At 62.0% G+C, this 25,667-nt stretch carries 27 protein-coding genes and 1 pseudogene; 17 read left to right on the top strand and 11 right to left on the bottom strand.

Annotated features, from left to right (window positions below; genetic code table 11):
- Positions 1-27: 27 nt before the first annotated feature.
- Positions 28-1,173: an Mrp/NBP35 family ATP-binding protein gene (locus ACPPVP_RS18360; RefSeq protein WP_426536736.1), complete on the bottom strand. Its 1,146-nt coding sequence runs from the start codon at positions 1,171-1,173 to the stop codon at positions 28-30.
- Between the two features lie 153 nt (positions 1,174-1,326).
- Positions 1,327-1,764 (bottom strand): VOC family protein, encoded by a 438-nt coding sequence (locus ACPPVP_RS18355; protein WP_426536734.1) that lies wholly within the window; start codon positions 1,762-1,764, stop codon positions 1,327-1,329.
- A 173-nt stretch (positions 1,765-1,937) separates the two neighbouring features.
- Between ACPPVP_RS18355 and ACPPVP_RS18350 the strand changes: the two genes are divergently transcribed.
- The 4 genes from ACPPVP_RS18350 (at position 1,938) to ACPPVP_RS18335 (ending at position 5,480) form a co-directional block, all read left to right on the top strand.
- Positions 1,938-2,810, top strand: a complete 873-nt coding sequence (locus tag ACPPVP_RS18350; protein WP_426536732.1) for an NAD(P)-dependent oxidoreductase — start codon at positions 1,938-1,940, stop codon at positions 2,808-2,810.
- Positions 2,811-3,010: 200 nt separating this feature from the next.
- Entirely contained in the window at positions 3,011-4,615 is a 1,605-nt protein-coding gene (locus ACPPVP_RS18345; RefSeq protein WP_426536730.1) for a sensor histidine kinase, read from the top strand.
- A gap of 45 nt (positions 4,616-4,660) precedes the next feature.
- Entirely contained in the window at positions 4,661-4,864 is a 204-nt protein-coding gene (locus ACPPVP_RS18340) for a DUF1289 domain-containing protein (RefSeq protein WP_426536728.1), read from the top strand.
- Between the two features lie 64 nt (positions 4,865-4,928).
- Positions 4,929-5,480 carry a TIGR02281 family clan AA aspartic protease gene (locus ACPPVP_RS18335; RefSeq protein WP_426536726.1) on the top strand — a complete coding sequence of 184 codons (552 nt, stop codon included), beginning with the start codon at positions 4,929-4,931 and terminating at the stop codon, positions 5,478-5,480.
- Between the two features lie 163 nt (positions 5,481-5,643).
- Here ACPPVP_RS18335 and ACPPVP_RS18330 read toward each other — a convergent pair whose 3' ends face one another.
- From ACPPVP_RS18330 to ACPPVP_RS18320, 3 genes are all read right to left on the bottom strand, one after another.
- On the bottom strand, positions 5,644-6,705 hold the full coding sequence (locus ACPPVP_RS18330; RefSeq protein WP_426536724.1) for a class I SAM-dependent methyltransferase: 1,062 nt from the start codon (positions 6,703-6,705) through the stop codon (positions 5,644-5,646).
- Between the two features lie 230 nt (positions 6,706-6,935).
- Positions 6,936-7,958 carry an NAD(P)H-dependent flavin oxidoreductase gene (locus ACPPVP_RS18325; RefSeq protein ID WP_426536722.1) on the bottom strand — a complete coding sequence of 341 codons (1,023 nt, stop codon included), beginning with the start codon at positions 7,956-7,958 and terminating at the stop codon, positions 6,936-6,938.
- A gap of 156 nt (positions 7,959-8,114) precedes the next feature.
- Complete coding sequence (locus ACPPVP_RS18320) at positions 8,115-9,008, bottom strand: outer membrane protein (RefSeq protein WP_426536720.1); 894 nt, start codon at positions 9,006-9,008, stop codon at positions 8,115-8,117.
- Between the two features lie 173 nt (positions 9,009-9,181).
- Here ACPPVP_RS18320 and ACPPVP_RS18315 point away from each other — a divergent pair, with 173 nt between their 5' ends.
- A complete protein-coding gene (locus ACPPVP_RS18315; RefSeq protein WP_426536718.1) occupies positions 9,182-9,376 on the top strand; it encodes a hypothetical protein in 195 nt (64 codons plus the stop codon).
- 36 nt (positions 9,377-9,412) lie between these two features.
- Here ACPPVP_RS18315 and ACPPVP_RS18310 read toward each other — a convergent pair whose 3' ends face one another.
- Positions 9,413-9,895, bottom strand: a complete 483-nt coding sequence (locus tag ACPPVP_RS18310; protein ID WP_426536716.1) for a MarR family winged helix-turn-helix transcriptional regulator — start codon at positions 9,893-9,895, stop codon at positions 9,413-9,415.
- 174 nt (positions 9,896-10,069) lie between these two features.
- On the opposite strand from ACPPVP_RS18310, the gene ACPPVP_RS18305 reads away from it, so the two are divergent.
- The 6 genes and pseudogenes from ACPPVP_RS18305 to ACPPVP_RS18280 all read left to right on the top strand — a co-directional run bounded on the left by ACPPVP_RS18305 (position 10,070) and on the right by ACPPVP_RS18280 (position 16,419).
- Positions 10,070-10,588 carry a flavin reductase family protein gene (locus ACPPVP_RS18305; RefSeq protein ID WP_426536714.1) on the top strand — a complete coding sequence of 173 codons (519 nt, stop codon included), beginning with the start codon at positions 10,070-10,072 and terminating at the stop codon, positions 10,586-10,588.
- Positions 10,589-10,641: 53 nt separating this feature from the next.
- A complete protein-coding gene (locus ACPPVP_RS18300; RefSeq protein WP_426536712.1) occupies positions 10,642-11,874 on the top strand; it encodes an acyl-CoA dehydrogenase family protein in 1,233 nt (410 codons plus the stop codon).
- Positions 11,875-11,914: 40 nt separating this feature from the next.
- Positions 11,915-12,940 carry an amidohydrolase family protein gene (locus ACPPVP_RS18295; protein ID WP_426536710.1) on the top strand — a complete coding sequence of 342 codons (1,026 nt, stop codon included), beginning with the start codon at positions 11,915-11,917 and terminating at the stop codon, positions 12,938-12,940.
- 43 nt (positions 12,941-12,983) lie between these two features.
- A complete protein-coding gene (locus ACPPVP_RS18290; RefSeq protein WP_426536708.1) occupies positions 12,984-14,360 on the top strand; it encodes an MFS transporter in 1,377 nt (458 codons plus the stop codon).
- Positions 14,361-14,425: 65 nt separating this feature from the next.
- Positions 14,426-15,496: a maleylacetate reductase gene (locus ACPPVP_RS18285; RefSeq protein WP_426536706.1), complete on the top strand. Its 1,071-nt coding sequence runs from the start codon at positions 14,426-14,428 to the stop codon at positions 15,494-15,496.
- A 12-nt stretch (positions 15,497-15,508) separates the two neighbouring features.
- Positions 15,509-16,419, top strand: a pseudogene (locus tag ACPPVP_RS18280) (intradiol ring-cleavage dioxygenase).
- Positions 16,420-16,422: 3 nt separating this feature from the next.
- Here the strand turns inward: ACPPVP_RS18280 and dusA are convergent.
- A complete protein-coding gene (gene dusA, locus ACPPVP_RS18275; protein WP_426536704.1) occupies positions 16,423-17,382 on the bottom strand; it encodes a tRNA dihydrouridine(20/20a) synthase DusA in 960 nt (319 codons plus the stop codon).
- A 169-nt stretch (positions 17,383-17,551) separates the two neighbouring features.
- On the opposite strand from dusA, the gene ACPPVP_RS18270 reads away from it, so the two are divergent.
- The gene (locus ACPPVP_RS18270) at positions 17,552-18,646 is read left to right on the top strand and encodes a site-specific integrase (RefSeq protein ID WP_426536702.1); all 1,095 of its coding nucleotides are present in this window, start codon (positions 17,552-17,554) and stop codon (positions 18,644-18,646) included.
- A 74-nt stretch (positions 18,647-18,720) separates the two neighbouring features.
- On the opposite strand, the gene ACPPVP_RS18265 is transcribed toward ACPPVP_RS18270, so the two are convergent.
- The 3 genes from ACPPVP_RS18265 to ACPPVP_RS18255 form a co-directional block, all read right to left on the bottom strand.
- On the bottom strand, positions 18,721-19,335 hold the full coding sequence (locus ACPPVP_RS18265; protein ID WP_426536700.1) for a cell envelope biogenesis protein TolA: 615 nt from the start codon (positions 19,333-19,335) through the stop codon (positions 18,721-18,723).
- A gap of 323 nt (positions 19,336-19,658) precedes the next feature.
- Positions 19,659-20,135 (bottom strand): NUDIX domain-containing protein, encoded by a 477-nt coding sequence (locus tag ACPPVP_RS18260; protein WP_426536698.1) that lies wholly within the window; start codon positions 20,133-20,135, stop codon positions 19,659-19,661.
- Positions 20,136-20,143: 8 nt separating this feature from the next.
- On the bottom strand, positions 20,144-21,076 hold the full coding sequence (locus ACPPVP_RS18255; protein WP_426536696.1) for a Ku protein: 933 nt from the start codon (positions 21,074-21,076) through the stop codon (positions 20,144-20,146).
- Positions 21,077-21,220: 144 nt separating this feature from the next.
- On the opposite strand from ACPPVP_RS18255, the gene ACPPVP_RS18250 reads away from it, so the two are divergent.
- The 5 genes from ACPPVP_RS18250 to ACPPVP_RS18230 are packed head-to-tail and all read left to right on the top strand — an operon-like array spanning position 21,221 to position 24,844.
- Positions 21,221-21,616: a hypothetical protein gene (locus ACPPVP_RS18250; protein WP_426536694.1), complete on the top strand. Its 396-nt coding sequence runs from the start codon at positions 21,221-21,223 to the stop codon at positions 21,614-21,616.
- A gap of 37 nt (positions 21,617-21,653) precedes the next feature.
- Complete coding sequence (locus tag ACPPVP_RS18245) at positions 21,654-22,103, top strand: hypothetical protein (protein ID WP_426536692.1); 450 nt, start codon at positions 21,654-21,656, stop codon at positions 22,101-22,103.
- Positions 22,104-22,163: 60 nt separating this feature from the next.
- Positions 22,164-24,227 carry an ATP-dependent helicase gene (locus ACPPVP_RS18240; protein WP_426536690.1) on the top strand — a complete coding sequence of 688 codons (2,064 nt, stop codon included), beginning with the start codon at positions 22,164-22,166 and terminating at the stop codon, positions 24,225-24,227.
- 15 nt (positions 24,228-24,242) lie between these two features.
- Positions 24,243-24,581: a thermonuclease family protein gene (locus ACPPVP_RS18235; RefSeq protein WP_426536688.1), complete on the top strand. Its 339-nt coding sequence runs from the start codon at positions 24,243-24,245 to the stop codon at positions 24,579-24,581.
- Positions 24,557-24,844 (top strand): hypothetical protein, encoded by a 288-nt coding sequence (locus ACPPVP_RS18230; RefSeq protein ID WP_426536686.1) that lies wholly within the window; start codon positions 24,557-24,559, stop codon positions 24,842-24,844. The genes ACPPVP_RS18235 and ACPPVP_RS18230 overlap by 25 nt, the downstream gene beginning before the upstream one ends.
- Before the next feature lie 316 nt (positions 24,845-25,160).
- On the opposite strand, the gene ACPPVP_RS18225 is transcribed toward ACPPVP_RS18230, so the two are convergent.
- Complete coding sequence (locus ACPPVP_RS18225; protein WP_426536684.1) at positions 25,161-25,646, bottom strand: hypothetical protein; 486 nt, start codon at positions 25,644-25,646, stop codon at positions 25,161-25,163.
- Positions 25,647-25,667: the final 21 nt, after the last annotated feature.

Raw genomic sequence — 25,667 nt, 5'->3', positions numbered from 1 at the left:
AGTCTTAGGGGGCGCCGGTAAAGGCCCTCAGGCCGCGGCGATGACGCCCTGAAGCTGGTCGCGGACCTTGCTCCCGATGGCCCGGTAGATCGCGGCATGCGGACCGTCCGGATCGCTCGCCACCACCGGGTTACCGTCATCGGAGGTGGTTCGGATCGACATATGCAGCGGGATCTCGCCCAGGAATGGGACGCCCAGCCGCTCCGCTTCATGCCGCGCGCCGCCATGACCGAAAATGTCCGAGCGCGTGCCGCATTCGGGGCACTGGAAGTAGCTCATGTTCTCGACGATGCCGAGCACCGGCACATTGACCTTCTTGAACATCGCGAGCCCTCGCCGCGCGTCGATCAGCGAGAGATCCTGCGGGGTCGAGATGATCACCGCGCCCTTCAGCGGCACATTCTGCGCCAGCGTCAATTGCGCATCGCCCGTGCCGGGTGGCATGTCGACCACCAGAATATCGAGCGTGCCCCACGCCACGTCGCGCAGCATCTGGGTGATCGCCGACATCACCATGGGCCCGCGCCAGATCATCGCGGTGTCTTCCTCGACCAGAAAACCGATCGACATGATGGCCAGGCCGAAACGCTGGATCGGAATCATCTTGCGGTCGTCGTTGAGCTGCGGCTTCTCATGGATGCCGGTCAGCCGCGGCACCGACGGGCCGTAAATGTCGGCATCGAGCAGGCCGACGCGCAGGCCCAGATCGCGCAGGCCCAGCGCCAGGTTGAGCGCGGTGGTCGACTTGCCGACGCCGCCCTTGCCCGAGGCCACCGCGATGACGGCGGCAACGCCCGGGATCTCCGCCTGCTTCGACATCGGCGACGCCGCGCCTTGCGGCGGGCGGTGCGCGGCGACCGGTTGCACGCCTGGAGAATGTGAATGCGCATGCCGATGCGGCGCGGGCGCAGGTGGCGGCGAGCCGGGCTTGCGCTCGGCCGTTAACGCGATCATCGCCGCGGTGACGCCGGGAATGGCGCGCACGGCGGCCTCGGCCTGCGCGCGCACGCTTTCCCAGGCGCGGGCCTCCGCGGCATCGACGTTGATCGAGAAGAACACCTTGCCGTCGGTGACCGAAATCGCCGACAGCACGTTGGCATTGGTCAGGGGCACGCCACGCGGCGAGGCCACCTGCCTGAGGGAATCGAGAACCTGTTGCTGCGTAACGCTCACTCGCGCATCTCCTGAAGCCCTTTCGGTTCCGGGTTGAGAACCGGGCTCTACTCTCTTGAATTGACGCGCTTTCTCGACGCGACCCGACCCGCCTCGGAGCACGTCCGAAAAGCCGGCCTCGTTGCGACCCATAGAGCGGTTCAGCGCAAAAGGCTACCTCGCTCCCACGTCATCCCGCCGCTCGGCCGGGGCTGCAGCCGTCTGCTCCTTGGCGGCCTCGTAGTTCAGCTCGATCATGACGCCGTTGGGGTCATTGACGAAGATCTGCCAGAGGTCCCCGCCCGGGACCTGCCGGGAGTCGTACGCCATCCCCTTCTGCTCCAGCCGCCGCTTCATGCCGTCAAAGCCGGAGCTTGCAAACGCGACATGGTGGACGACGCCGGAATCGGGCTTCTGTGGTTCCTCGGTCTTCGAGATATCGACGAGGTGCACCACCGCCTTGCCCTCGCTGTACATCCACGCACCCGGAAAGGCAAAGTTCGGCCGGGCGCCCTTTTCGAGGCCCAGAATGTCTTCGTAGAACCCGACGGTATCGGCAAGATTTCGGGTCCGGATGTTGAAATGGTCGAGCACGCCCACGCTGACGCCCATGCGATGTCACTCCCTTTTTTGTGAGGTTCTTCAGACCCCTCACCCTAGCACAAATCCGGCCCCGCCCGCCAAACGAAGGCGTTGCCCTGCCCTGCGCAGCTTGTATGGTGCGGCTCCCTCCGAAAACACCCGTCCGGCCAGCCTAATCGCCGGCAAACTTCAAGGTAACACACATGGCTAAAGTCGCTTTTCTCGGTCTCGGCGTAATGGGTTTCCCCATGGCAGGACATCTGGTGAAGAAAGGCGGCCACGAGGTGACCGTGTACAACCGAACCGGTGCAAAGGCTGCGGAATGGGCCAACAAGTTCGGCGGCAAGACCGCAGCGACACCGAAGGCCGCCGCCGAGGGCCAGGATTTCGTGATGTGCTGCGTCGGCAACGACAATGACCTGCGCGCGGTCACGATCGGTCCCGACGGCGCCTTCGCCGGGATGAAAAAGGGCGCCATCTTCGTCGATCACACCACCGCCTCCGCCGAGGTTGCCCGCGAGCTCGATGCCGCCGCCGCCAGGGCAGGTTTCAAGTTCATCGACGCGCCGGTGTCCGGCGGCCAGGCGGGTGCGGAAAACGGCGTGCTGACGGTGATGTGCGGCGGCAAGGAAGACGCCTACGCCGCGGCCGAGCCGATCATCGCCGGCGCTTACGCGCGGATGTGCAAACTGCTCGGGCCCGCCGGGGCCGGCCAGCTCACCAAGATGGTCAACCAGATCTGCATCGCAGGGCTTGTCCAGGGCCTGTCCGAGGGACTTCATTTCGCAAAGAAGTCCGGGCTCGACGTTGCGGCCGTGGTCGAGACCATCTCCAAGGGCGCGGCGCAGTCCTGGCAGATGGAGAACCGCTACAAGGCCATGAACGAGGGCAAGTTCGATTTCGGCTTCGCGGTCGAATGGATGCGCAAGGACCTCTCGATCTGCATCGCCGAAGCCCGCCGCAACGGCGCCAACCTGCCGGTGACCGCGCTGGTCGATCAGTTCTACGCCGAGGTCGAGAAGATGGGCGGCAAGCGCTGGGACACCTCAAGCCTGATGGCCCGGCTCGAGCGGTGAGTTAAAAAAGCCGGTTAAGATTTGAAAACGGGCCCCGCTTCTTGTCCCGTCAGAAGCGGGGTTCCGCCTCGGGAACAGGTTAATTTTAACCTCCCGTTAACGGAAATTTTTAGCTCTTTAAGTCATCGCTTAATGATTTAGGGCCACAGATAGACAATGCAAAAGCCCGCGCAGTTCGCGGGCAGGATTTGTGTTGTTCGATGAGTAACCCCGCAGAAAAGCCTGAGGTTGTCCAGCTTCCGGCAGAAGCGCCGGTCACAGCGCCGGTCAACACCCGGCGCGTGGCCGCGCAGCGGGTGCGCGAGGCGCGGGATCGGTTAACGTCATCCAGCGGCACCCGACCGGCGTTCGATACCGAATTGCTCCGGCAATACGCCCAGACCCGGATCTCGGCCTCCTTTGTCGTCATGCTGCTGGTGGTTGCGACCGGCGTGCTGTTCGGCCTCTGGAAGTACGCCGTGCCGGCCGCGGTGTGGACCGTCGGCATGCTCTGCATCCATGCCGCCATCATTCGCAATTGCTGGCGCTTCCTCGGCGAGCAGCCCTCGCTCGCCGCCACGCGCAAATGGCAAACCCACTTCGTGTTGCTCGACCTGCTCTACGGCCTGTGTTGGACAGCGATTCTGCTGCATCCGGCCGGCCTCGACACCGTCTCGAACACGATGATGATGTTCCTAATGCTGCTGGTGATCGCGGTGTCGAGCATGCTGGCGGCAACGCTGCCCATTGCCGCGATGGCAGCGACCGCGCCTGTGACGGCGGCGATCGCGCTCAATTTCATCATGGGTGGAACCTTCGACAATTACGCGCTCGCGCTGCTTGCGGTCGCCGCCGAAGCCTATTTCGCCCTGCTCGCCCATCAACTCCATTCGACGACCCTGGCGACGCTGGAAGCGCGCGCCGAAAAGGACGCGCTGATCGGTGAGCTCGAACAGGCCAAGGCGATCTCGGACGAAGCGCGGCACCGCGCCGAATCCGCCAACGTCGCCAAGTCGCGTTTCCTGGCGCAGATGAGCCACGAGCTGCGCACGCCGCTGAACGCGATCCTCGGCTTCTCCGAGGTGATGAAGAGCGAAATTTTTGGCGCGCATGCGGTGGCGGTCTACAAGGAATATTCCGCCGACATCCATAATTCGGGCGTCCATCTGCTCAACCTCATCAACGAGATTCTCGATCTGTCGCGGATCGAGGCCGGCCGCTATGAGCTGAACGAGGAAGCGGTGTCGCTGGTGCACGTCGTTGCCGACTGCCACCATCTGTTGAAGCTGCGCGCGACCAGCCGCGGCATCACCATCCACGAGGTGTTCGAGCACGGCATGCCCCGGATCTGGGGCGACGAACGCGCCACGCGCCAGGTCGTGCTCAATTTGTTGTCCAACTCGATCAAGTTCACTCCGCAGGGCGGCGATATCTGGCTCAAGGTCGGTTGGACCGCTTCCGGCGGGCAATATCTCAGCGTCAAGGATACCGGCTCCGGCATTGCCGAGGATGAAATCCCGGTCGTGCTGGCCTCGTTCGGCCAGGGCTCCAACTCGATCAAATCGGCCGAACAGGGCGCGGGCCTGGGCCTTCCGATCGCAAAAAGCCTGATCGACATGCATGGCGGTACCTTCACGCTGAAATCGAAGCTGCGCATCGGTACCGAAGTCATCGTCACCTTCCCGCCGGAGCGCGTGATGAGCGCGCTGGCGCCGATGGCCGAGGAGGCCCCGCCGCTGCAGCCGGACCCCGCCGCCGCAGCGGCCGCCGACGACAAGCGGCGAGCGCGCCACAAGCCGATCATGAGTGCAGGAACCGGGTTGTAACTGGAACGCTTGCGCAACGGACACAAACCATTTCACTATCGATAAATGAGCAAAGAAACGCCGTGTATCGCAGTCTGTATGATGGACCCCAAAACCAAACTCTGCTTCGGCTGCGGACGAACGTTGCCGGAGATCGCGCGCTGGCACCGCATGGAGACGGCGGAGCGGTTGGCCGTGATGGAAGGGCTGGCGGCGCGCATGGCGGAGGCCGGCCTCTCGCAGATACCGCCCTGCGCCGAGCGCGGCTGATCTCGGGACGATTCCTGGAAAGATTCTCGGGCGGATTCTTGGGACGAACCGGCGGAGGCGCGCTGTGATCCGCGTCATGCTCGTTCTCGCCATGCTCGCCGCCACCGCCGGCGCCGTCGTCGCCTATGGCGATCCGGACCAGATCGTGCGCGCCAGCAACTCGGTCACGAAAATGCTGCGGCAACGCAGCCTGGAGCCGGCGCCCGCCGTGCAGATCGCGCGCGGCAAGGCCGGCGAATTCGCCCTGCATGCCAAGATCAACGGCGTCAAGGCGCCGATGGTGATCGACACCGGCGCGACGTCGGTGGTGCTGACCTGGGAGACGGCGAAGGCGATCGGCCTGCCGATCGAGATGCTCGAATACAATGTCGACGTCGAAACCGCCGGCGGCCACACCAAGGCGGCGCGGCTGACGATCGATCGTCTTGCGGTCGGCGGGCTCGTCGAGAAATCGATTCCGGCGCTGGTAGTGCCGCGCGGGCAGATGAAGACCAACCTGCTCGGCATGAGTTTCCTGGATCGGCTGGAAAGCTGGGGCGTGCAGGCCGACAAGGTGATGCTGCACGGCTATCCCGACGTCGCCGGCCGCCACAAGCGCCGCGCGGCCGCGAACTAGCGCGCGCGGTCTCATAATCGATCACATCCGCTCAGCCTCCACGAGCGCGGCAAAAGCAGGCATGCCGATAGCGACGCGATGGCCAATGGGCGACATCAATCCGGAGTGAATGCGGGGCTCTGCGAGCCGCATTTCCTGCCGCCCCCGGACTGACGCGCATCGGTCAAGAACGCACTTCGAAGATCATGTTGAACGGCGTCTCGGTCGCGCGGCGGAAGCGCCTGAAGCCGGCTTCCGTCGCCACTTGACGCAATCTGCTTTCACCCGCCTGCGCACCGAGCCCCATCCCCACTTCCTGAGAGAGCGATGCCGGCGTGCAGATGAATGTCGAGGCGTGATAGTAGACACATCCGACCGGGTTGAGATTGTCCTTGAGATTGTCATGAGCAAACGGCTCGACGATCATCCACGACCCATCCTTGGCCAGCGTTTCCTTGACGTGCTTGCCTGCACCCACGGGGTCGCCCATGTCATGCAGGCAATCGAAGAACGCCACCAGATCATAGTCTTTCGCCGGAAAATCCTTGGCGCTGGCCTGCGCGAACATGATGCGGCCTCCAACTCCCGCTTCCTGCGCCAGGACCTTCGCGCGTTCGATCGAAGGCTTGTGGTAATCGAACCCGAAGAACTCCGAGTTGGGATAGGCCTGCGCCATCACGATCGTGGAGGCGCCGTGGCCGCATCCGACATCGGCCACCCTGGCGCCGGCTTTCAGTTTCGCCTCGACGCCCTCGAGCGTCGGAATCCAGTTCGAAACCAGGTTGGCGTTATAGCCCGGCCTGAAGAAGCGTTCGGTGCCGGAGAAAAGACACTTCGAATGCTCGTGCCAGCCAACGCCCTTCCCGGTTCGAAACGCTTCGGCGACCTTGGGTTCGTCGAGATAGGTGGCTTGTACGACATCGAACGCACCGGCAAAGAAAGCCGGCGACCCCTCTTCGGCGAATGCCATGGCTTGCTCGGGCGAGAGCGAGAACGCATTTTTTTCGGGGTGGTAGTCGATGTAGCCGGAGGCGGCCTGCCCGGACAGCCATTCGCGCACATACCGTTCGTGCAGACCGGTCTTCCTGGCAAGCTCGGACGGGGTGACCACGGCACCATCCGCCATCGCCTTGTAGAGCCCGAGACGATCGCCGAGCAGTATGCTTGCGCCGCCAAGTGAAATGCCGAGGTCGCCGACCAGCTTTCCTACCAGCGCATTCAACTTTTCAAGATTTGGTTCACGCATTGCACCTTCCTCCACGCTTTGAGAACAGCCCCAGCGTCAGTTAAATAAGCGTAGGACGGCCGGCGGATAACAAGTGTGAAGGGGTTCACGTTTCCACGAATGGCCGTGCGCCGCTCGATTCTGATTTGTGGTACTCGCGCCCGCGTGGCGGCACGCACAGCGGGCGAAGGTGATTTCCTTCAGGAGCAGCCCAGCGCCATCGGGCTCTCAGTTCACTTGTATCTTCTTCGTTAGTCCACGACCATCGACCCGAGTCGCTCTCTGATCACCGATTCGGCGCCGCTGATCATCTCGTCGATAATAGCGGCCGTGGTCATCAGTCGATTGGTCTGAGCGACGGATTCGCCGGCCAACAGGCTCATCTCTTCGAAATCACCCGTGAACTCCGGGGTTGGCGGAAATCCACAAAACCGCTTCATGGGCATCTCCTGTCCATAAAGGCGTGCCTGACCGATCACCGGAAGCTCCGAATCCGTAAACACCCGGTATGGCGGCGGATCGTCACGCCGTTCCCATTCCCGCACGATGCGGTTGCGCAACCCGCGCGTCGAAGCATCGGGGAATTCCGGACCGAAGATCAGGTGGCGGGCTGTATCCTCGACGCCGGCAGCGACAACGCGCTCCTTATACTGCGGATGGGCATAAGCCTCGAAGCTCGCCAGCAGGCGAGTCCCCACCCAGACCGCGTCCGCGCCGAGTGCGAGCGCAGCAGCAACGGTCCGACCATCGGCAATGCCGCCGGCAGCGACGACCGGCACGGACGGAACGGCATCGATGATTGCGGGAAGCAATGAGAAAGTTGCCGCGACAGCCCGGTTGTGACCGCCGGCTTCGCTGCCTTGCACAACGAGCCCTTGGGCTCCGCTGCGGAGAGCAGCTTTCGCTTCATCCACGCTGCCTACCTGAAACCAGACATGAGTGCCAGCCGCCCGCAGGCGCGATAGCCACTCGTCCGGCACATCGTCCCAGAAGAACACGACGACCGGCACCTTCTCGGCGATACACACTTCGATGTGCTCGATCCCGCTGAAGCGTGCAATGATATCGACCCCGAAGCACGCGGGGTTGACTGCTTTGACATCGCGGATCGCCTTTTGCAGCACGTCCGGTGGCATTGCGGCAATGCCCAATATTCCCATTCCGCCGGCCTCGCACACCGCCCGCACCAGGGGTGTGGTAGCAACGAACGCCATGCCGGCGTTGATGAATGGAACCTTTAGTCTGTATTGCTCTGTAATGCGTGTTTTTAGCATGAGGTCCTCGGTATCGCGGTCTTCGAAAATGCAGCAGGTTGATGGCGTCGCATCACCTGCGGATTTCGTGCTTGGGACATTACGCTACGGTTGTAACCTGCGATCAATCAAGCCGAAGTCAGCTATGGGTCCGCAACCCGACACCCAGCCCCTTTTTCAGAACTGTCGATTGAGCGTCACAGCAACGGACTGGTTGCTAACCTGCTCTCTTGCGTTGAGATAGGCAATACCGCTGCTCGCGAGCGGTCCGCTCTGATTTGAGAAGCTCACGACATCCGAGATGTAAAAGCTCGACGAGCGCGCATAGGTGTAACTGAAATCCAGGAACCAGCGCGGCGCAATCGCGTAGGTCGCACCAACCTGCGCTGCGCCGCCCCACACCCAGTTTTCATTCGAAACGGTAACCGGCGCGCCGGTGACATCGAGCAAGTGTGAGCCGATCACGGCGAAGCCTACCCCATTGTTGAACTTTGACCTGATCCCAAACAGTGCGGGGCCAACGCCTGCATAAATCGTGGTCTTGTCAAACGCGCGGCCAATGGTGGGAATGAGCGCAAGTTGATGCTGTAGATTGAGCTCCGCCGGAAGGACTGGCACGAAGCCAACGAAGTTTACGGTCAATCCTCCCACCGTGGTGAAGGACCCCGTCTGCGGAATGATCACGTTCTGCTTTGAGTTGTTGTTCGCGTATTTGTAGGTGAATCTGATCCCGGCCAGCCAGGCGCCATCGCCAACAGGGGCGATGTAGCCGAGTTGGATATCCGGCGCGACGCCAGATCTATGCCGGTTGAAGTCGAAGAAGGGACCGCCGGCCTGCCCTTGAGCGACCAGCAATGGCCCGAGCATGACGTTGGTGACTCCCGAGACGCCCTGAAGCGATTGGTTGAAATCGGCCCAGTTGAGGCTGCCGCCCACACCGACGTAGAACCCAGACCAATTCCAGGCGGCCTGTGGGAGCGGTTGCGGTGCTTTCATGGGGATGTCGGCTGCATGAACTGAGGTCCCGAACAGTGTGGCGAGAACACCGACGGCAATCGCGAACGTGCGCATGTCAGCCTCTGGAAAATTATCAAGGCAGCTATGGTGCGCGAGCAACTTCCCTTGCGGAATACCCTGAATATGGTGTCCCTCGATTCAATCGGGGCGAGTATCCGCCGCGCTGGTCCCTCCCCATTTTGGCTGCAGGCGACGAGCACATCCTCATGAGCCATCGGAGACCGGCAATGACCACAAGAACCTTTTGCACGGTTGCCGCCGCCATCTTTGCCCTGATCGCACTGCTGCAGTTGATCCGGATTGTGATGGGGTGGTCCGTCACCTTGAACGGCGTCGATGTACCGCTCTGGGTGAGCTGGATTGCCGTTACCGCGGCAGGCGCTCTGAGCTTCGCCGGCTTCCGCGCCGCCATGCGCAGCTAATGGTCGGCAGAGCCCGATCGCGCCAAAGCGAAAAAGTCAGGCTTTGGTTCTTGCTGTCTTGTTTGCCTTGTTGGCTTCCTCGATCTCGGGTTCGAGCGACTTCAGGCTCTCATAGATCTCTGCCAGAATTGTCTTCAGGTCCGAAATGTTCTTCGACGCGAAATCGCGCACTGCGACCTCCTCGAAGTGGATGGCGATCGGGATCAGCTCTTCGACCAGCGTGCGCCCCTTCGGCGTTAGGTTGATTGCAACGGTGCGGCCGTTGTCCTTCAGCCGCGCGCGCGTGACGAGACCACGCCGTTTCATCTCGCCCACCAGCCGCGACAACGTCGATATCTCGATCGTCGTCATGACAGCGAGATCGCCGAGCCGCTGATCGCCGGTTTCCCAAAGCGCGGCCATCACGCGGTACATTGGCAGGGTCACGCCAAAGCCGGCAATGCGCCTGGAAAACAGCTCACCCATCTGCACGCCGACGCGGTTGAGCAGGTAGGGAAAGGAATTTGTAAGCCTGTACAAGGTCTTGGATCCCGCCTTGGTGCAACTTTTGCAACCTTCCAATAGCCGGGCGGGATTCACTTTTCAAGGCAATTGTTGCATTTGAAAATTTCCCTTGACCGATATTTGCAAATGCAATTATTGTTAAGGAAAGTTAAGCCGCCGAACAAAGAGCGGATTTCAGTGGAGGAAACCATGTCGCTGGATTCGGCATCCGACGAATTGCGTGAAACGTTCAAGCGCGCGTTGCGACGATTTCCCGCGGCGGTGTCGGTCATTACTTCGGCCGACCAGGATCGCCGGCACGGAATGACGGCGACCGCCGTGACATCGCTGTCGCTCGATCCCCCTTCCCTGATCGTTTGCATCAACCAGGCAACGCTGCTGCACGACATCATGCTTTTGGCGCGCCGGTTCTGCGTCAACGTGCTGCGCCGCGACCAGGTCCCGCTTTCATCCGCCTTCAGCGGCGCACTGCCGGCCGAGGAGCGGTTCGGGCTCGGCGACTGGAAGACTTCGGCCGAGGGCGTCACCTACCTCGCCGACGCGCAGATCAACATTTTTTGCAAGAAAGCGGCCGCGGTGCCCTACGGCACACACACGATTTTCATCGGCGAAGCCGAAACCGTGAACGTCCGCGATCCGATCGAGCCGCTAATCTACCAGGATGCGACTTACTGTTTCTCGGTGCCGCATAACAGCCAGGCTGCATGAACAGCGCCCCCACCTGACCGCCTTTCAAGCAAACGAAGATACGGAGCAAACCAATGGTACCAGTCGCCCAGTTGAAGGACGTGTCGGCGTCACCGTCGCTTCGCCCTGACATTGCCGAGTTGCGGAGCCGCGTGGCGCAGATCGCGCCGCAGGTCAAGGCGCGCGCCCATACCACGGAAAAGGCCGGCCGCGTTCCTGAAGAGAACATCACGGCACTGCGCAACATCGGTTATTTCGACATCGTCAAGCCGGCGATGTTCGGTGGCTACGAATACGATTTCGACGTGCTGGTCGAATTGAACATCGAACTTGCGAAAAGCTGTGCCTCCACGGCATGGGTCGGCGGCCTGCTCGCGGCCCATCAATGGCTGATCGCAGGATTCCCGGAAGCAGCGCAGCGCGACGTCTGGGGTACGAATCCCGATGCCGTCGCCTGCGGCTCCTACGCGCCGGCCACCAAGGCGATCGAAGTCGAAGGGGGCTATCGCCTCACCGGGCGCTGGTCGTTTGCCAGCGGCTGTGACAATGCGCAATGGTCGCTGTGTGCGGGGCTGTTGCCGTCGAAGACCGAGAGCGGCCAGTTTGCGCCGGCCTTCCTGCTGATCCCGGCTGCCGACTACGTCATCGACGACACCTGGAATGTCGTCGGCCTCAGCGGCACCGGCAGCAAGACGCTGGTGCTGAATGATGTGTTCGTGCCCGCGCACCGCCTGCTGTCGTTCGCCGACACCACATCCGGAAAGACGCCGGGCGCCGCGCTCTACGCCGCCAACCCCACCTTCGCGATCCCGATGCTGTCAAACATTCCCTCCTGCCTGGCCTCGGCCGCGGTCGGCGCGGCGGCCGGCGCGCTGGAGGACTATCTTGCCGTGACATCGCGACGGATCACCCGCGGCGCGGTTGCCGGCCACAACAATCGCATGGCGGATTTTCCGACCATCCAGTTGCGCGTTGCGGAAGCGACCGCTTCCGCCGACGCCGCCCGCGAAGTGCTGTTGCGCGATCTCAGGAATCGTGCGGCGACAATCCGCGGCGGTACGCCGGTTTCAGTCGAGGATCGCATCGTCAGCCGCCGCGGCCAGGCGTTTTCGGTCGCACTGGCCATTCGCGCCACCGAAGCCTTGAATGCATCGACCGGCGGCCTCGGACTCGATCTTTCAAACCCGGTGCAGCGCGCCTGGCGCGACGCCAATGCCGTCGGCCGCCACATCAGCATGAACTGGGATGCCGTCGGCACCATGTACGGCCAGCTCGCGCTCGGGCTGACGCCGCAAGGACAGTACTAAGGGCAAATACTAATCAACATCTGACATCAGCGAGGACGACATGCAGGGCAAGATCGCACTAGAGGAACATTTCGCTATCCCGGACACACTGATGGATTCGGCGGGATTCGTTCCGGACTCCTATTGGCCGGAGCTGAAGGATCGCCTGCTGGACATCCAGGACAAGCGGCTGGCGCAGATGGACAAGCACGGCGTCGAGATGATGATCCTGTCGTTGAACGCGCCCGCCGTGCAGGCGATTCCCGACATCGCCCGCGCCAATGAGATTGCGATCCGCGCCAATGATTTCCTCGCCGAGCAAGTGGCAAAACGCCCGTCGCGGTTTCAGGCGTTTGCCGCGCTGCCGATGCAGGATCCGGATCTCGCGATCAAGGAGCTCGAGCGCTGCATCAAGACACTCGGTTTCCGTGGCGCGCTGGTCAACGGCTTCTCGCAAATCGGCGACGGCAAGCGGCCGGTCTATTACGACCTGCCACAATACTGGCCGTTCTGGGCTGCCGTCGAAAACACCAGCCTACCATTCTATCTGCACCCGCGCAATCCGTTGCCGGAAGACTGCGCGATCTATGAAGGACATCCCTGGCTGATGGGCCCGACCTGGGCGTTCGGACAGGAGACCGCCGTTCACGCGCTGCGCCTGATGGGATCGGGCCTGTTCGATGCCTATCCGAAACTCAAGATCATCCTCGGGCACATGGGCGAAGGCCTGCCCTACAGCATGTGGCGCGTTGATCACCGCAATGGCTGGGTCAAGGCGCCGCCGAAGCACAAGGCGAAAAAGAAGATCTGCGATTACTTCAACGCCAACTTCTTCCTGACCACTTCAGGGAATTTCCGCACGCAGACACTGATCGATTCCATTCTCGAGATCGGAGCGGACCGCATCCTGTTCTCGGTCGACTGGCCGTTCGAAAATGTCGATCACGCCTCGGACTGGTTTAACAGCGCCAGCATCAGCGAGAATGATCGCTTGAAGATCGGCCGGCGCAACGCCATCGACCTGTTCAAGCTCGGCCTCGGCGAAACCATCGTCGCCGAACACGGCATCCATCAAGCCGCGGAATAAGCGGTCTCATGCGATATAATCACCATCTGGGAGGGATACGGCCATGACTGCGAAAGCAATCGATCTTCACGAGGAACTCGCCGAGGCGAAGGTCGGCAAATTTCATTGGCGCCTCGGCGCCATGATGGGATTGCTCACGCTGTTCGACGGATATGACACATTCAATCCGGCCTACGTCATTCATTATGTCGCAAAGCCATGGGGCCTGCAGGCCGGCCAGGCGGGGCTATTGATTTCCAGCGGGTTGGTCGGATTCCTGATCGGCGCTGCGATCCACGGCATCATCGCCGATCGGCTCGGCCGACGCGGCACCCTGCTCGGCGGCCTGTGGATCACCAGCATCTTTACCCTACTCACCGCGACCTCGGCGGACTCGTTCCTGTCGTTCTGCATCCTGCGGATCCTGACCGGCATCGGCCTTGGCGTGCTGCTGCCGCTTGCGACCACCTACATCAACGAGCTGGCGCCGCGGCGGGTGGCGAACACGTTTGCGCTGTGGGGCGTAGCTCTCGGCTGGGCGCTTGGCGGAACGCTCGCCGGTGTCGCCGGCGTGTTTGCAACGCCAGTGTTCGGCTGGACTGCGTTGTACTGGCTTGGCTCGCTGTCGTTCCTGCTGCTGCCCTTCATGCACTACATGTTGCCGGAGTCACCGAAGTTCCTTGCCCTTCAAGGCCGTACCGACGAAATCCGCGACATGCTCTCCAAGCTCCGCCCCGAGCGCGCCAGCGTTTACGCGTCGGCCGAAATTGCCGTTGGCGAGTCCGAAAAGCCGGTCAATTCGGTGGCGGTGCTGCTCCAGCCCAAATATCGCCGGACCACGTTCGCGATCTGGGCGTCGGCCTTCCTCAGCCTGTTCTGCATCTTCGGCCTGTCGGGGTGGATTCCGACCGTGATGATGCAGCGTGGCGAAACCTTTGCGGCAAGCTTCGGTTTCGGCGCGCTGATGCAGATCATGTCGTTCGTCGGCGCCCTCGCGCTCGGGCATCTCGTTGACAAGTACGGCAGCCATCGCGGCCTGCTCGCGACCTGGTGGGCCATCGGCGGCCTCGCGGTGTTGTCGCTCGTGGTGCTCAACGATCACATCGTCAACATCACCTCCGTTGCGGCCGCCGGCTTCTTCATCATCGGCGCGCAGTTCGTGCTGAACAACTTTACCGCGGCTTCCTACGAGACCGGCGTGCGCGCCACCGCGGTTGGAATGGAACTCGGAGTGGCGCGGGTCGGCGCCATTCTCGGACCTTTCGTCGCCGGCGCGCTGCAACAGATCTATCAGAGCCCAACGCCGATGTTCCTGTCGATCGGCGTCTCGGCGATCGCCGCCGGGGCCATCATCCTGCTGGCGCGACAGCCGACAGGCGTCCCTGCAAGGAGCCTTGAAGAGACGGGCGGCTTGCGCAAGGCTGCACAGTCCGCCTCTTGAGCCGGAAGTCCGGCCCCGGGGCAGCCTGATCCTGGAGCCGGCCATTTCGTCCGCAAGGAGCAACCATGCAAGACTTCGTCTACCAGAGCGCACCGATACGGGTGGTGTTCGGCGCCGGCACGCTGCGTCAATTGCCCGACGAATTGTCCGGCCTCGGCGTCGTCAGCGCCCTCGTGCTGGCGACGCCGCGACAGAACGACCTGGTCGAGAGTATCCGGGAGATGATCGGAGAGCGTTTTGCCGGCGCCTTCACCGGCGCCGTCATGCATACGCCCGTCGAGGTGACGGAACGGGCGATGGAAACCGTGCGCGAGGTGCGGGCCGATTGTCTCGTGGCGATCGGCGGCGGTTCGACCACCGGCCTCGGCAAGGCGATCGCGTTGCGCACCGACCTGCCGCAGATTGTGCTGCCGACCAGCTACGCCGGCTCGGAAATGACGCCGGTCGTCGGCCAGACCAGCGGCGGCATCAAGACCACGCAGTCGAGCCCGAAAATTCTTCCCGAAATCGTGATCTACGACGTCGATCTCACCATGACGATGCCGCCAAAACTATCGGCGACATCCGGCATCAACGCCATCGCGCATGCGGTCGAGGCGCTCTACGCACGGGATCGCAACCCCGTGATATCGCTGATGGCGCAGGAGGGTATCCGTACACTGGCGCAGGCGCTGCCAATAATTTGCGCCCAACCAAACGACAAGACCGCGCGCACCGACGCGCTCTATGGCGCCTGGCTCTCTGGCATTTGCCTAGGCGCCGTCGGCATGGCGCTGCATCACAAGCTCTGCCATACGCTGGGCGGCTCGTTCAATCTGCCGCATGCGGAGACCCACACCGTCATTCTCCCGCATGCTCTCGCCTACAATGCCTCCGCCGTACCCGAAGCAATGACGCGGATCGCCACAGCGCTCGGCGTTCCTGACGCCGCGCTCGGCCTCCACGCTCTGGCACGAAAGCTCGCGGCGCCGGCATCGCTGCGCGAGATCGGCATGCCCGAGAGCGGCATCGACCAGGCCGCCGACCTCGCCGTCAAAAACCCCTACTGGAATCCGCGCCCGATCGAGCGCGACGCAATCCGCGAATTGATCGCACGCGCCTGGCGTGGCGACGCGCCACAGACCACCGCCTCCTGAAGAGAACACGACATGCGCAACTTTGACGAAGCCACCATCACCGACGCGGTCTTGCATAGCGTCTGCGCCGGAAAGGATAATCGCGTCCGGCAGATCAGTGAGGCGCTCGTGCGTCATCTGCATGCGTTCGTCCGGGAGATCGAACCCACGCAGGCGGAATGGGAGGCCGGGATCGATTTCCTGACCCGCACCGGACAGATGTGCGACGACAAGCGGCAGGAATTCATCCTGCTGTCAGATACGCTCGGCGTCTCCATGCTGGTCGACGCCATCAACCACCGGACACCACAGGGCGCAACCGAGACGACGGTGCTCGGCCCATTTTACGTGCAGCGCGCGCCCGACAGCGCGCGCCCGAGCATCCGCTCGGTGCGGATATCTCCGGCACCATGGAAGGCGCGCCGCTATGGGTCACCGGCACGGTTTCGACGGCTGGCGGACAACCGCTAGCCGGCGCCATCGTGGATGTCTGGCACTCGGACAATGACGGCTATTACGACGTGCAGCAGCTCGACGAGATCGGCGAGTTGGCGATGCGCGCGCGGTTTCGTACCGACGAAAACGGCCGGTTCTGGTTCTGGTCGATCAAGCCGGCGGCCTATCCGATCCCGCATGACGGGCCGGTCGGCAAAATGCTCGAGGCGCAGGGCCGTCACCCCTGGCGTCCGGCCCATGTCCATTTCATGATATCAGCGCCCGGGCACCAGACGCTGGTCACGCATGTGTTCGCCGCAGGCGATCAATATCTGGACTCGGACGTCGTGTTCGGCGTCAAGGACAGCCTGATCCGGGAGTTTGCGATGATGCCTGCGGGCGCGGCACTCGATGGCCGCGAGATGGCGCAGCCTTATTATCATCTGACCTATGATTTCGGACTGAAAGCGAACTCGGAAGCGCGCCGTACCGGAGACCGCGCCGCCTAGCGGTTACGCCGCGACCAACGCCGTCGCGCGATTCTCGACCAGCGCGATCGCATCGCGCAGCACGTCGACGCCGGCGCCGGCCTTGACGCCCTTCTCCGCCAGATGGCGGCGGAAGGCGCGCGCACCGGGCACACCGTGAAACGCGCCGACGAAATGCCGCGTCATCGAATGCAGCCGTGCACCCTGCGCCAACTGGTCTTCGATGTAGGGAAACATCGCTTCGAAGACGTCCTTCATGGTGGCGTATGGCGCCGCCTCGCCAAATAATTTTGGATCGACCTCGATCAAACGCCACGGCTCCTGGTAGGCCGCCCGCCCCAGCATCACGCCGTCGACATGGCCGAGATGCCGCGCAGCTTCCGCAATGCTGCCGATGCCGCCATTGATGATGACGGGCACATCCGGCAACGTTGCCTTCAGCCGGTAGACCCTGTCGTAATCGAGCGGCGGGATGTCGCGGTTCTCTTTCGGCGACAAGCCGTTGAGCCAGGCCTTGCGGGCGTGCACGACCAGCGCGTCCGCGCCGGCTGCGACCACGCCGCGCGCCAGCACGTCGAGCGCGACTTCCGGATCCTGGTCGTCGATGCCGATCCGGCATTTGACCGTGACGGGAATCCTAACCGCGCGCTTCATGGCCGCAACGCCATCGGCGACCAGCGCCGGCTCCGCCATCAAACAGGCGCCGAAGCGGCCATCCTTCACCCGGTCGGACGGACAGCCGACATTGAGATTGATTTCGTCGTAGCCAAAGTCCTCGCCGATCTTCGCGGCAGTGGCGAGATCGGCCGGATCGGAGCCACCGAGTTGCAGCGCCACCGGATGCTCACTCGGATCGAAGCCGAGCAGCCGCTTCCGGTCGCCATGAATGATGGCGCCGGTCGTCAGCATCTCCGTGTAGAGCCGCGCGCGCCGGCTCATCAGACGGTGGAACACGCGGCAATGCCGGTCGGTCCAATCCATCATGGGTGCCACAGAAAAGCGATAGTCTTGCGATTCCAATGATTTACCCTACACTCTCAATGGGATGAAAGAAGAACGTGTGCACTTCAAACTAGACGAAATTGCACACGTTTGTACCCGTTTTGACCTGTCGGTGCACACATAGTGCACACGAAAGCCGGAGTGCACACGCGTGGCGACCTTCACTCAGTTGGCATCTGGAAACTGGCGCGTCCAGGTCCGCCGCAAGACGCGTTATGTGGCCGAGACGTTCCGACGGCGCAAGGACGGCGAAGAATGGGCGCTCGAAATGGAGCGGAATATCGACCGCAACGGATCGGCCAAGCCGCGCGTAGTCCGGAACGTTCGCACATTTGGCGATCTGATAGACCTGCACGATGAGGACATGCACGAGGTTGGAAAGCCCCCTCGCCGATCAAAAGCCGCTGTGATGGCGTCGCTAAAGACTGAGCTCGGCAGTGTGAAGCTGCCCGCGCTCAATCGAGAGCGGCTGATCGAGTTCGGAAGAAAGCGCGCCAAGCAAGGCGCTGGCCCTGCGACGTTGGCGATCGATTTGTCTTTCATACGCACCATCATTACCCACGCCGCAGCTGTGCATGGCATCGAGGTTTCGGCCGAGGAAGCCCGCCTCGCACGCGTCGCATTAAGTCATCTCAACTTGGTGGGAAAAAGCAACGAGCGTGACCGAAGACCTACACAGGACGAACTCGACGAATTGATTGAGTATTTCGAGAACAACCCTCGGCAATTCATACCGATGGGACGGATCGTCAGGTACGCCGTCGCGACCACATTGCGCCAAGAAGAGATTTGCAAACCCGTGTGGTCGCTGGTTGATATGAAGAAACGACTGGTGGTCATTCAAGACAGAAAGGACCCGAGGAATAAGGACGGAAATGACCAGAAGGTACCCCTGCTCAATCTAACGGGCTATGACGCGTGGGAAGTCGTGCTTCAGCAGCGGATTGTGACTCGAGGCTATGGACGGATCTTTCCCCATAACCACAGATCCGTAAGTGCGGCATTCACCCGGGCATGCGATGAACTCAAGATCGAAGACCTGCACTTCCACGATCTGCGCCACGAGGGGACGAGCCGTCTTTTTGAGGCAGGACTGCCAATCGAAAAGGTAGCACTGGTCACCGGCCACAAGGATTGGCGACAGCTCCAGCGCTATACTAATCTTAAGGTCGAAGATCTTCTCAAGCTGCAATATGCGAAGCAGCCGTCGATGGAAGAATTCATGATGACGTTAGCTGCCTCATAGCCGATCTAGTCTATCGGTAATACCTGCCCAGAATGCTCTCCTGACTAGAAGGACAGCGCAGAGCATGACAGAGACTAACCCCCCGCGCGCCGCAGCGCGGCTTCCAGTCGCTTCTTCTCCTTATCCCAACGTGCTTTTTCGGCTTGCGATCTCTTCTCGAGAGCGTCGGCCTCGGCCTGGATGGCGGCGGCCCGCTTCGCGTGCTCCTGCTCGGCCTTGTCCAACGCAGTCTGCGCCTTGCCGACCGCCTGCTGCCGGCGTTCACGCTCCTTTTGCCTGGCGGCCTCTTCCTTAGCCCGTTCAAGTTCGCGGCTCCTCCGTTCCCGCTCGTAGTCGAACGCGGCCTTTCGTTCCGCGACCTTGTCGACGGGGCGAGAGGAAGGCTGCTTCGCCTTTAGGCCTTTCGACTTGCGGACGACCTTCGTTGGTCCTCCGCCGCCAAGATCGGTGGGCAGCTCGGCGTGTTCGCTGAAAGGTCGGTCGGTTCCAACCGGGCGCCTGAGAACGACGCCGGGCTTTGCCATGGTCGCCGCGATAACGTTCGGATCGAGGCCTTCCTTCGCCGCGCCCTGGTGGAAGAGATTGCTGTCTGCGCCCCACGCTTCCAGAGCCGCTTTCATCGACGGAGCCGCGATCGCGAGATCAAAGAAGCCCAGCGAAGTCTGATAGGTTTTCAATTTTTTCGCCATCACGCTCCCCCGCGCGGCTCACCCCGAACGCGACCGTGCAATCCGCCGGCCACTTTAGCGGACGATCTCGTAAGCCGTCTGCCAAGTGTGCAAGACGGGCCCCCGTCCGCGACGCCGTGCGCGCGAACGACACGGCGTGACATCTGGCCACATCGACTGGATTACCGCAGCAAGGTGAACGGACAGGCCGGCATAAGTTGCGCTCGTCATCCATGATGGCAGAGTCGCACGTCCCGCTGCGCAAATCGTGCCGTGCGCTGATAACGCCGTGGTTGTCCCGAAAAGCATGACGATTTGGGGGGCTCGTGCGGAGCAACGCCGGCCTAAGTGCACGGACCCAGAGCCTCTAGCAATCGATCGACGAAAATCGCCTGTCCCATCAGGATCTTCCGTCGCGCGTCGGCAACGTCGAACCAAGCCGCTCGGTCGATTTCCGGAAAGTTCCGATGGCGTCCGGAACGCGGCGGCCATTCCATCTCGAAGGTGTTGCTGCGGATGAGCGCGGGATCCCAGTCGCCTTCGATGGCCCACGCTTGTACGACTTTGCCGCCTCGTTGCCGTGCCGCCCCGAGTGGCAAGAAATCTCCCTCCGGGTGGTGTCCCGTCTCTTCGGCGAATTCGCGCCGAGCAGCAGACAGCGGCATTTCGTCGACGCCAATCAGGCCTTTCGGAATGCTCCAAACAGCGTCATCCTTGTTTTGCCAAAATGGCCCGCCTGGATGACCGAGCAAGACTTCGAGATCGGCGCCGCGTCCTCGAAATAGGGGGAGCCCGGCGCTTTGCGAGTTACGCGAAGCCATCGTGCTCGCTATGCCGACTTTCGCTGCGGTTTTGCCGCCGGCTTCTTCACCGCGGCCTCCTTCGCCGATTTCTTGCCAGCAATCGGCATCAGCATTTCCTTCTGCCCCGCTGCCGCGCTGCGCGCCTTCTTGGCTGGCTTCTTCGGCGCCTCTATCGATGCCGCCGCGGCTCCTCCGATGCTCTTGCGCAGCGCGTCCATCAAATCGACGACATTCTCGCCACGCGGTCGCTCTTTCGCGGCGATCGGTTTGCCGGCGCGCTTCTGGTTGATGAGATCGATAAGGGCGGTTTCGTACTGGTCTTCGAACTTGTCCGGGTCGAAGTGGCCCGCCTTCTGATTGACGATGTGCCTGGCGAGATCGAGCATGTCCTTGGTGACTTTGACATCCTGGATGTCGTCGAAATACTCGTCCGCAGAACGCACTTCGTACGGATAGCGCAGCAGCGTTCCCATCAGCCCCTTGTCGAGCGGATCAAGCGCGATAATGTGCTCCCGATTGGTCAGTACCACGCGTCCGATGGCGACCTTATTCATCTCGCGAATGGTTTCGCGGATAACCGCGAAGGCGTCATGGCCGACCTTTCCGTCCGGCACCAGGTAGTAGGGGCGGATCAGATACCGCGGATCGATCTCACTGCGGTCGACGAACTCGTCGATCTCGATGGTTCGCGTCGATTCCAGCGCGACATTCTCGAGCTCCTCCTTGGTCACTTCGATGAAGGTGTCAGTGTCGACCTTGTAGCCCTTGACGATGTCCTCGTTGGCGACCTCCTCGCCGGTATCGGCGTCCACCTTGGCGTACTTGATACGGTGACCGGTCTTCCGGTTGAGCTGATTGAACGAGACCTTTTCGGATTCGGACGTGGCCGGATAGAGCGCTACCGGACAGGTGACGAGAGAAAGACGCAAGAAGCCTTTCCAGTTAGCGCGGGGGGCCATGACGGTGGAACTCCAATACTGATGCTGGATAAAAGACGAATGGCCTGGCTTCGTTCCGACATCGCAACCTTTCCAGCAGGAGGATTTTTCGCAGCGGAGCCTCGATCGGACTCGACTTTTGTTCTCTTTATGTTCTAATTCGGCATGACAGACCGACCCGCGAGCTGGCGCATGCCGACCCCAAAGCAGATGGAAAAGCTGGCCGCTGAAGCCGCCCGCAGGTGGGGCTCCTCCGCTGCGGCTCCAGATGCACCCCTCCCAGCGGAATATTGGCGGTCGGTCCTCAAAGACCCTCGCGCCGACGCGACCGGGTCCCAGATGCGGCAGCGACGTCTTTCCGAGATTCAGCGCGACGTGCTGCGCATCTCCTGCCGCCGCTGTGAGCGGACCGTCGAAATCCAGACTGCCGATGCAGTCCGATTATATGGCGGCAACGCGGTCTGGAAGGACGTCGCGCAGCGACTGCTGGACAACACCTGCCAGCAGCGCACCGGAAGACACGAAGAAGACGGGTGCTGGCCGGGATTTGACATGACCTAGCCTGCTCCCCGAGTTTGGTCTGCGCTTGGATGTCCGGATGGCGCCCAAACACCACCCCACGCCGCTGTCAGGCGGATACCGAAAGGCCCTAACGAAGGAATTGGGGAAAGCACGCGCCATGACCGGCATTCTGGCTGCGCAATCAGCAGAGATGCGAGCCAAGGGCGCTGCGCTGATCCAGCAAGCCGGCAGGTTGCTCTGCGAAAGCTGGAACGAGCGGATGTGGAGCGATGGCGAGCCGATCGACCCCTCGCCAACAATTGACCAGGCGATCAACGGTGGCTTTCCCCGGCTGGAAATCCAGTGTTCACGGTGCAAGACCCCGAACGATATCGATCTGGCAGCCCTCAAGCATCCGCCGACCACCTTCGTGCACGATCTTGCAAGCCGTCTGCGCTGCCGCAGGTGCGCCAAGACCGGGCGACGCCCCTCCGTGACCTTGCTCCAACTTGGTTGGCAGCCGCGTCACCCCCGACGGGGCGTCTAGGTTGCGATCACAGCAGGAATCATTGACCGTCTTTCTTCCAACCATGAACGGACGCCCAAGGTGCAGACGGCAACCGCCTACCTCGAAACCCTCAATTCCGAGCAGCGGCGTGCGGTTGAGCACGGCCCCGCGGGAGGATTGGCGGCGCCCCCGCTACTGGTGATCGCAGGAGCAGGGTCCGGGAAGACCAACACCCTCGCCCATCGGGTCGCCCATCTGATCGTTCAGGGCGCCGACCCCCGCCGGATCCTGTTGATGACGTTTTCACGGCGCGCCGCGTCCGAGATGACCAAGCGCGTCGAACGCATTGCCCGCAAGGTGATGGGCGACAACGCCGGCATCATGACTGACGCGCTGACCTGGGCCGGCACCTACCACGGCATCGGCGCCCGGCTGCTGCGCGAATACGCTGAACAAATCGGCTTGGACCCAGCCTTCACGATTCACGACCGCGAAGATTCCGCCGACCTCATGAACCTGGTCAGGCACGAGAAAGGTTTCTCGAAGACGGAAAGCCGCTTCCCGACTAAAGGAACGTGTCTCTCGATCTACTCGCGCTGCGTCAACGCCGAGACCCCGCTCGAGCAGGTCATCGGCACGTCGTATCCCTGGTGCGCCGGGTGGGCCGCTGAACTCAAAGAATTGTTCGCAGCTTTCGTCGAAGCCAAGCAGAAGCAGAACGTCCTCGATTACGACGACCTCCTGCTCTATTGGGCGCAGATGGTCGGCGATGCCGGCCTCGCCGACGACATCGGCGGGCGCTTCGATCACGTCCTCGTCGACGAATATCAGGACACCAACCGCCTGCAGTCCTCGATCCTACTGGCGCTCAAGCCCGGAGGCCGCGGGCTGACGGTCGTCGGCGACGACGCCCAATCGATCTACTCGTTCCGCGCCGCGACCGTGCGCAACATTCTCGACTTTCCCGACCAGTTCTCGCCGCCTGCGAACATCATTACGCTCGACCGCAATTATCGCTCGACGCAGACAATTCTCGCCGCCGCCAACGGTGTTATCGGTCTCGCCAAGGAGCGCTTTACCAAGAACCTCTGGACCGAGCGGACGTCCGGAGCCAAGCCGCAACTCGTCACCGTCCGCGACGAGGCCGACCAGGCCCGCTTTATCGTCGAGCGTATCCTGGAGAACCGCGAGTCCGGTACGTTGCTCAAGGAGCAGTCCGTTCTGTTCCGGACATCCAGCCACAGCGGCCCGCTCGAAATCGAGCTGACGCGCCGGAACATCCCGTTCGTGAAGTTCGGCGGATTGAAATTTCTCGACGCCGCCCACATCAAGGACATGCTGGCGCTGCTTCGGTTTGTCGAAAACCCGCGCGACCGCGTGGCGGGATTCCGCCTGCTACACCTGCTGCCCGGCATCGGTTCCGCCAACGCACAGCGCGTGCTCGACCGCATGGCGGAGGCCGCCGACCCGATCACGGCACTCGCGGGTATCCCTACGCCGCCGCGCGCCGGCGACGACTGGACGGGCTTTGTCGAGACCTTGGGCAATCTCCGATATTCGGAATGGCCCGTCGATCTGGAGCGGGCTCGCTTGTGGTACGAACCGCATCTCGATCGCATCCATGAAGACGCCGAGACCCGGCGGGCGGACTTGCTCCAGCTCGAGCAGATCGCTTCCGGATATCCTTCGCGCGAACGCTTCCTGACCGAGCTCACGCTGGATCCGCCCGACGCGACCAGCGACCAGGCCGGTGTGCCGTTGCTCGACGAGGATTACCTCATCCTCTCCACGATTCATTCCGCCAAGGGCCAGGAGTGGAAGTCGGTTTATCTGCTCAACGTCGTCGACGGCTGCATTCCTTCCGATCTCGGTGCCGGCACCACGGCCGAGATCGAGGAGGAGCGCCGACTGCTCTACGTCGCCATGACCCGCGCCAAGGACGGCCTCCATCTGGTCGTGCCGCAGCGGTTCTTCGTCCACGGCCAGCACGCGCAGGGCGATCGCCATCTCTATGCCTCCAGGACGCGCTTCATTCCCGAAAAGCTGCTAGGTCTGTTCGAGCGGACTTCCTGGCCGATTGTGCCTGCCGGTAGTGCGGCGCGCACGCCCGGCCAAGGGCCGAAGGTCGATATAGGCGCGCGCATGCGGGGAATGTGGCGGTAGCCTGGAGATACCGGAATGAGATTACTCACCGCCATCGTCGCCGCATTTGCTTGTTCGCCAGCGATAGCGGCGGACTACATGGGAAAGGTTCTAGCCGTGTCGAACGGAGACACCTTCACCATGGAAGCCGATGGCGCCAAGGTACGCGTGAGGACCGGCGTGCTGTCGAGCATGATCGAGGGCACGACGGTCCATTGCTTGCAAGTGGGTGAAGGCACTGTCTGCGACGGGCGGTCCCGACCTACCAGCCGGGACCGCATCGTGGCACAGTGCTTCCTCGACAGGGTCGACATCGCGGAACAGATGACCAGGTCCGGGACCGCGTGCGATTGGCCCAAATTTTCCGGCCGCTGATCGACAAGGTCTGGCGGCACTGCGAGGAAAAGGGCTCACGGGGCCGGACCGTTACGCTCAAGGTGAAGTTCGCCGACTTCGAACTGATCTCGCGAAGCCGGACGATCGCTGGCGGCGTCGGGAACCGCAGCGAGTTAGAATTCGTGTCGGCCGAACTGCTGAAGGCGCTCTTCCCGATGGAGAAGGCCGTGAGGCTGCTGGGAGTATCGATTTCGGTCTTTGAGCAAGTCGGAGATCCCGAGCAAACATCTCTTGCTCTTTAGATAGGGGACATACGGCGCGGCGACCGCCATGCCCTGACGAGGACGTGCCACATTATCGCAGTCGGCTAATCCGAAAACGATCAATCAAGGCGCGCCTCGGTTTATTCTTGGCCGGTTTCTTCTTCGGAACCGGCTTGCGAAACGTCCTAGTCGTCGACTGCTTCTTCGTTGGTGTGCACTTTTTGCGCTTTGGCTTTGCGAACACATCAACGTCCTTCATTTTGAAGTCGGCGTAGACGTTAAGTCGAACAGGCTCCCCCCTGTTCATCGCCTGGATCATCCTGTCTAGGACCGACCTGGCGCGAGCCATTAGGAGCTACCTTTTGGACTTCTTCCTTTTCTTCACAGTCTTTTTCTGAGCCGATGAATTTGATTTCTTGGCCGCCTTCTTTGCGGTCTTTTTCGCTGCTTTCTTTACGCTCGTCTTAGCAGTTTTCTTTCCTTTCTTAGCAGCGCTCCTCTTGTTTGCCTTCTTCGGAGGAGCCGTTTTGGCGACAGCAGCCTTCTTGCGTTTCGAGCGTTTTGCTTTCGGTGCCGGTTGATGGTCAGCCGCTGCATGCCGCGCTATCTCATCCGCAGTCATTGGAGGGGCGTCGTAATTCTCTTCAACCGGAGGAACTGCAGTCTCAACCCGGTTTGAAACTTCAGCGGGGCTTTTTATATGATCCGTGATCACGGACGTCGCATCCGTTACAAGGGTCTTAATCGATCCGACGAGGTTGCTGACGCCCTCACTGATGCTGCTGGTGTTCTCCTGGGCGTCGGTATCCGGCTGGGGCTCGGCCTGCCTTCCGTCATCCATGGCACTCTCCAAAGTTTGCTC

Source organism: Bradyrhizobium sp. McL0615, from assembly GCF_049993905.1.
Lineage (GTDB): Bacteria > Pseudomonadota > Alphaproteobacteria > Rhizobiales > Xanthobacteraceae > Bradyrhizobium.
This window is presented reverse-complemented; position numbering and strand designations above follow the sequence as displayed.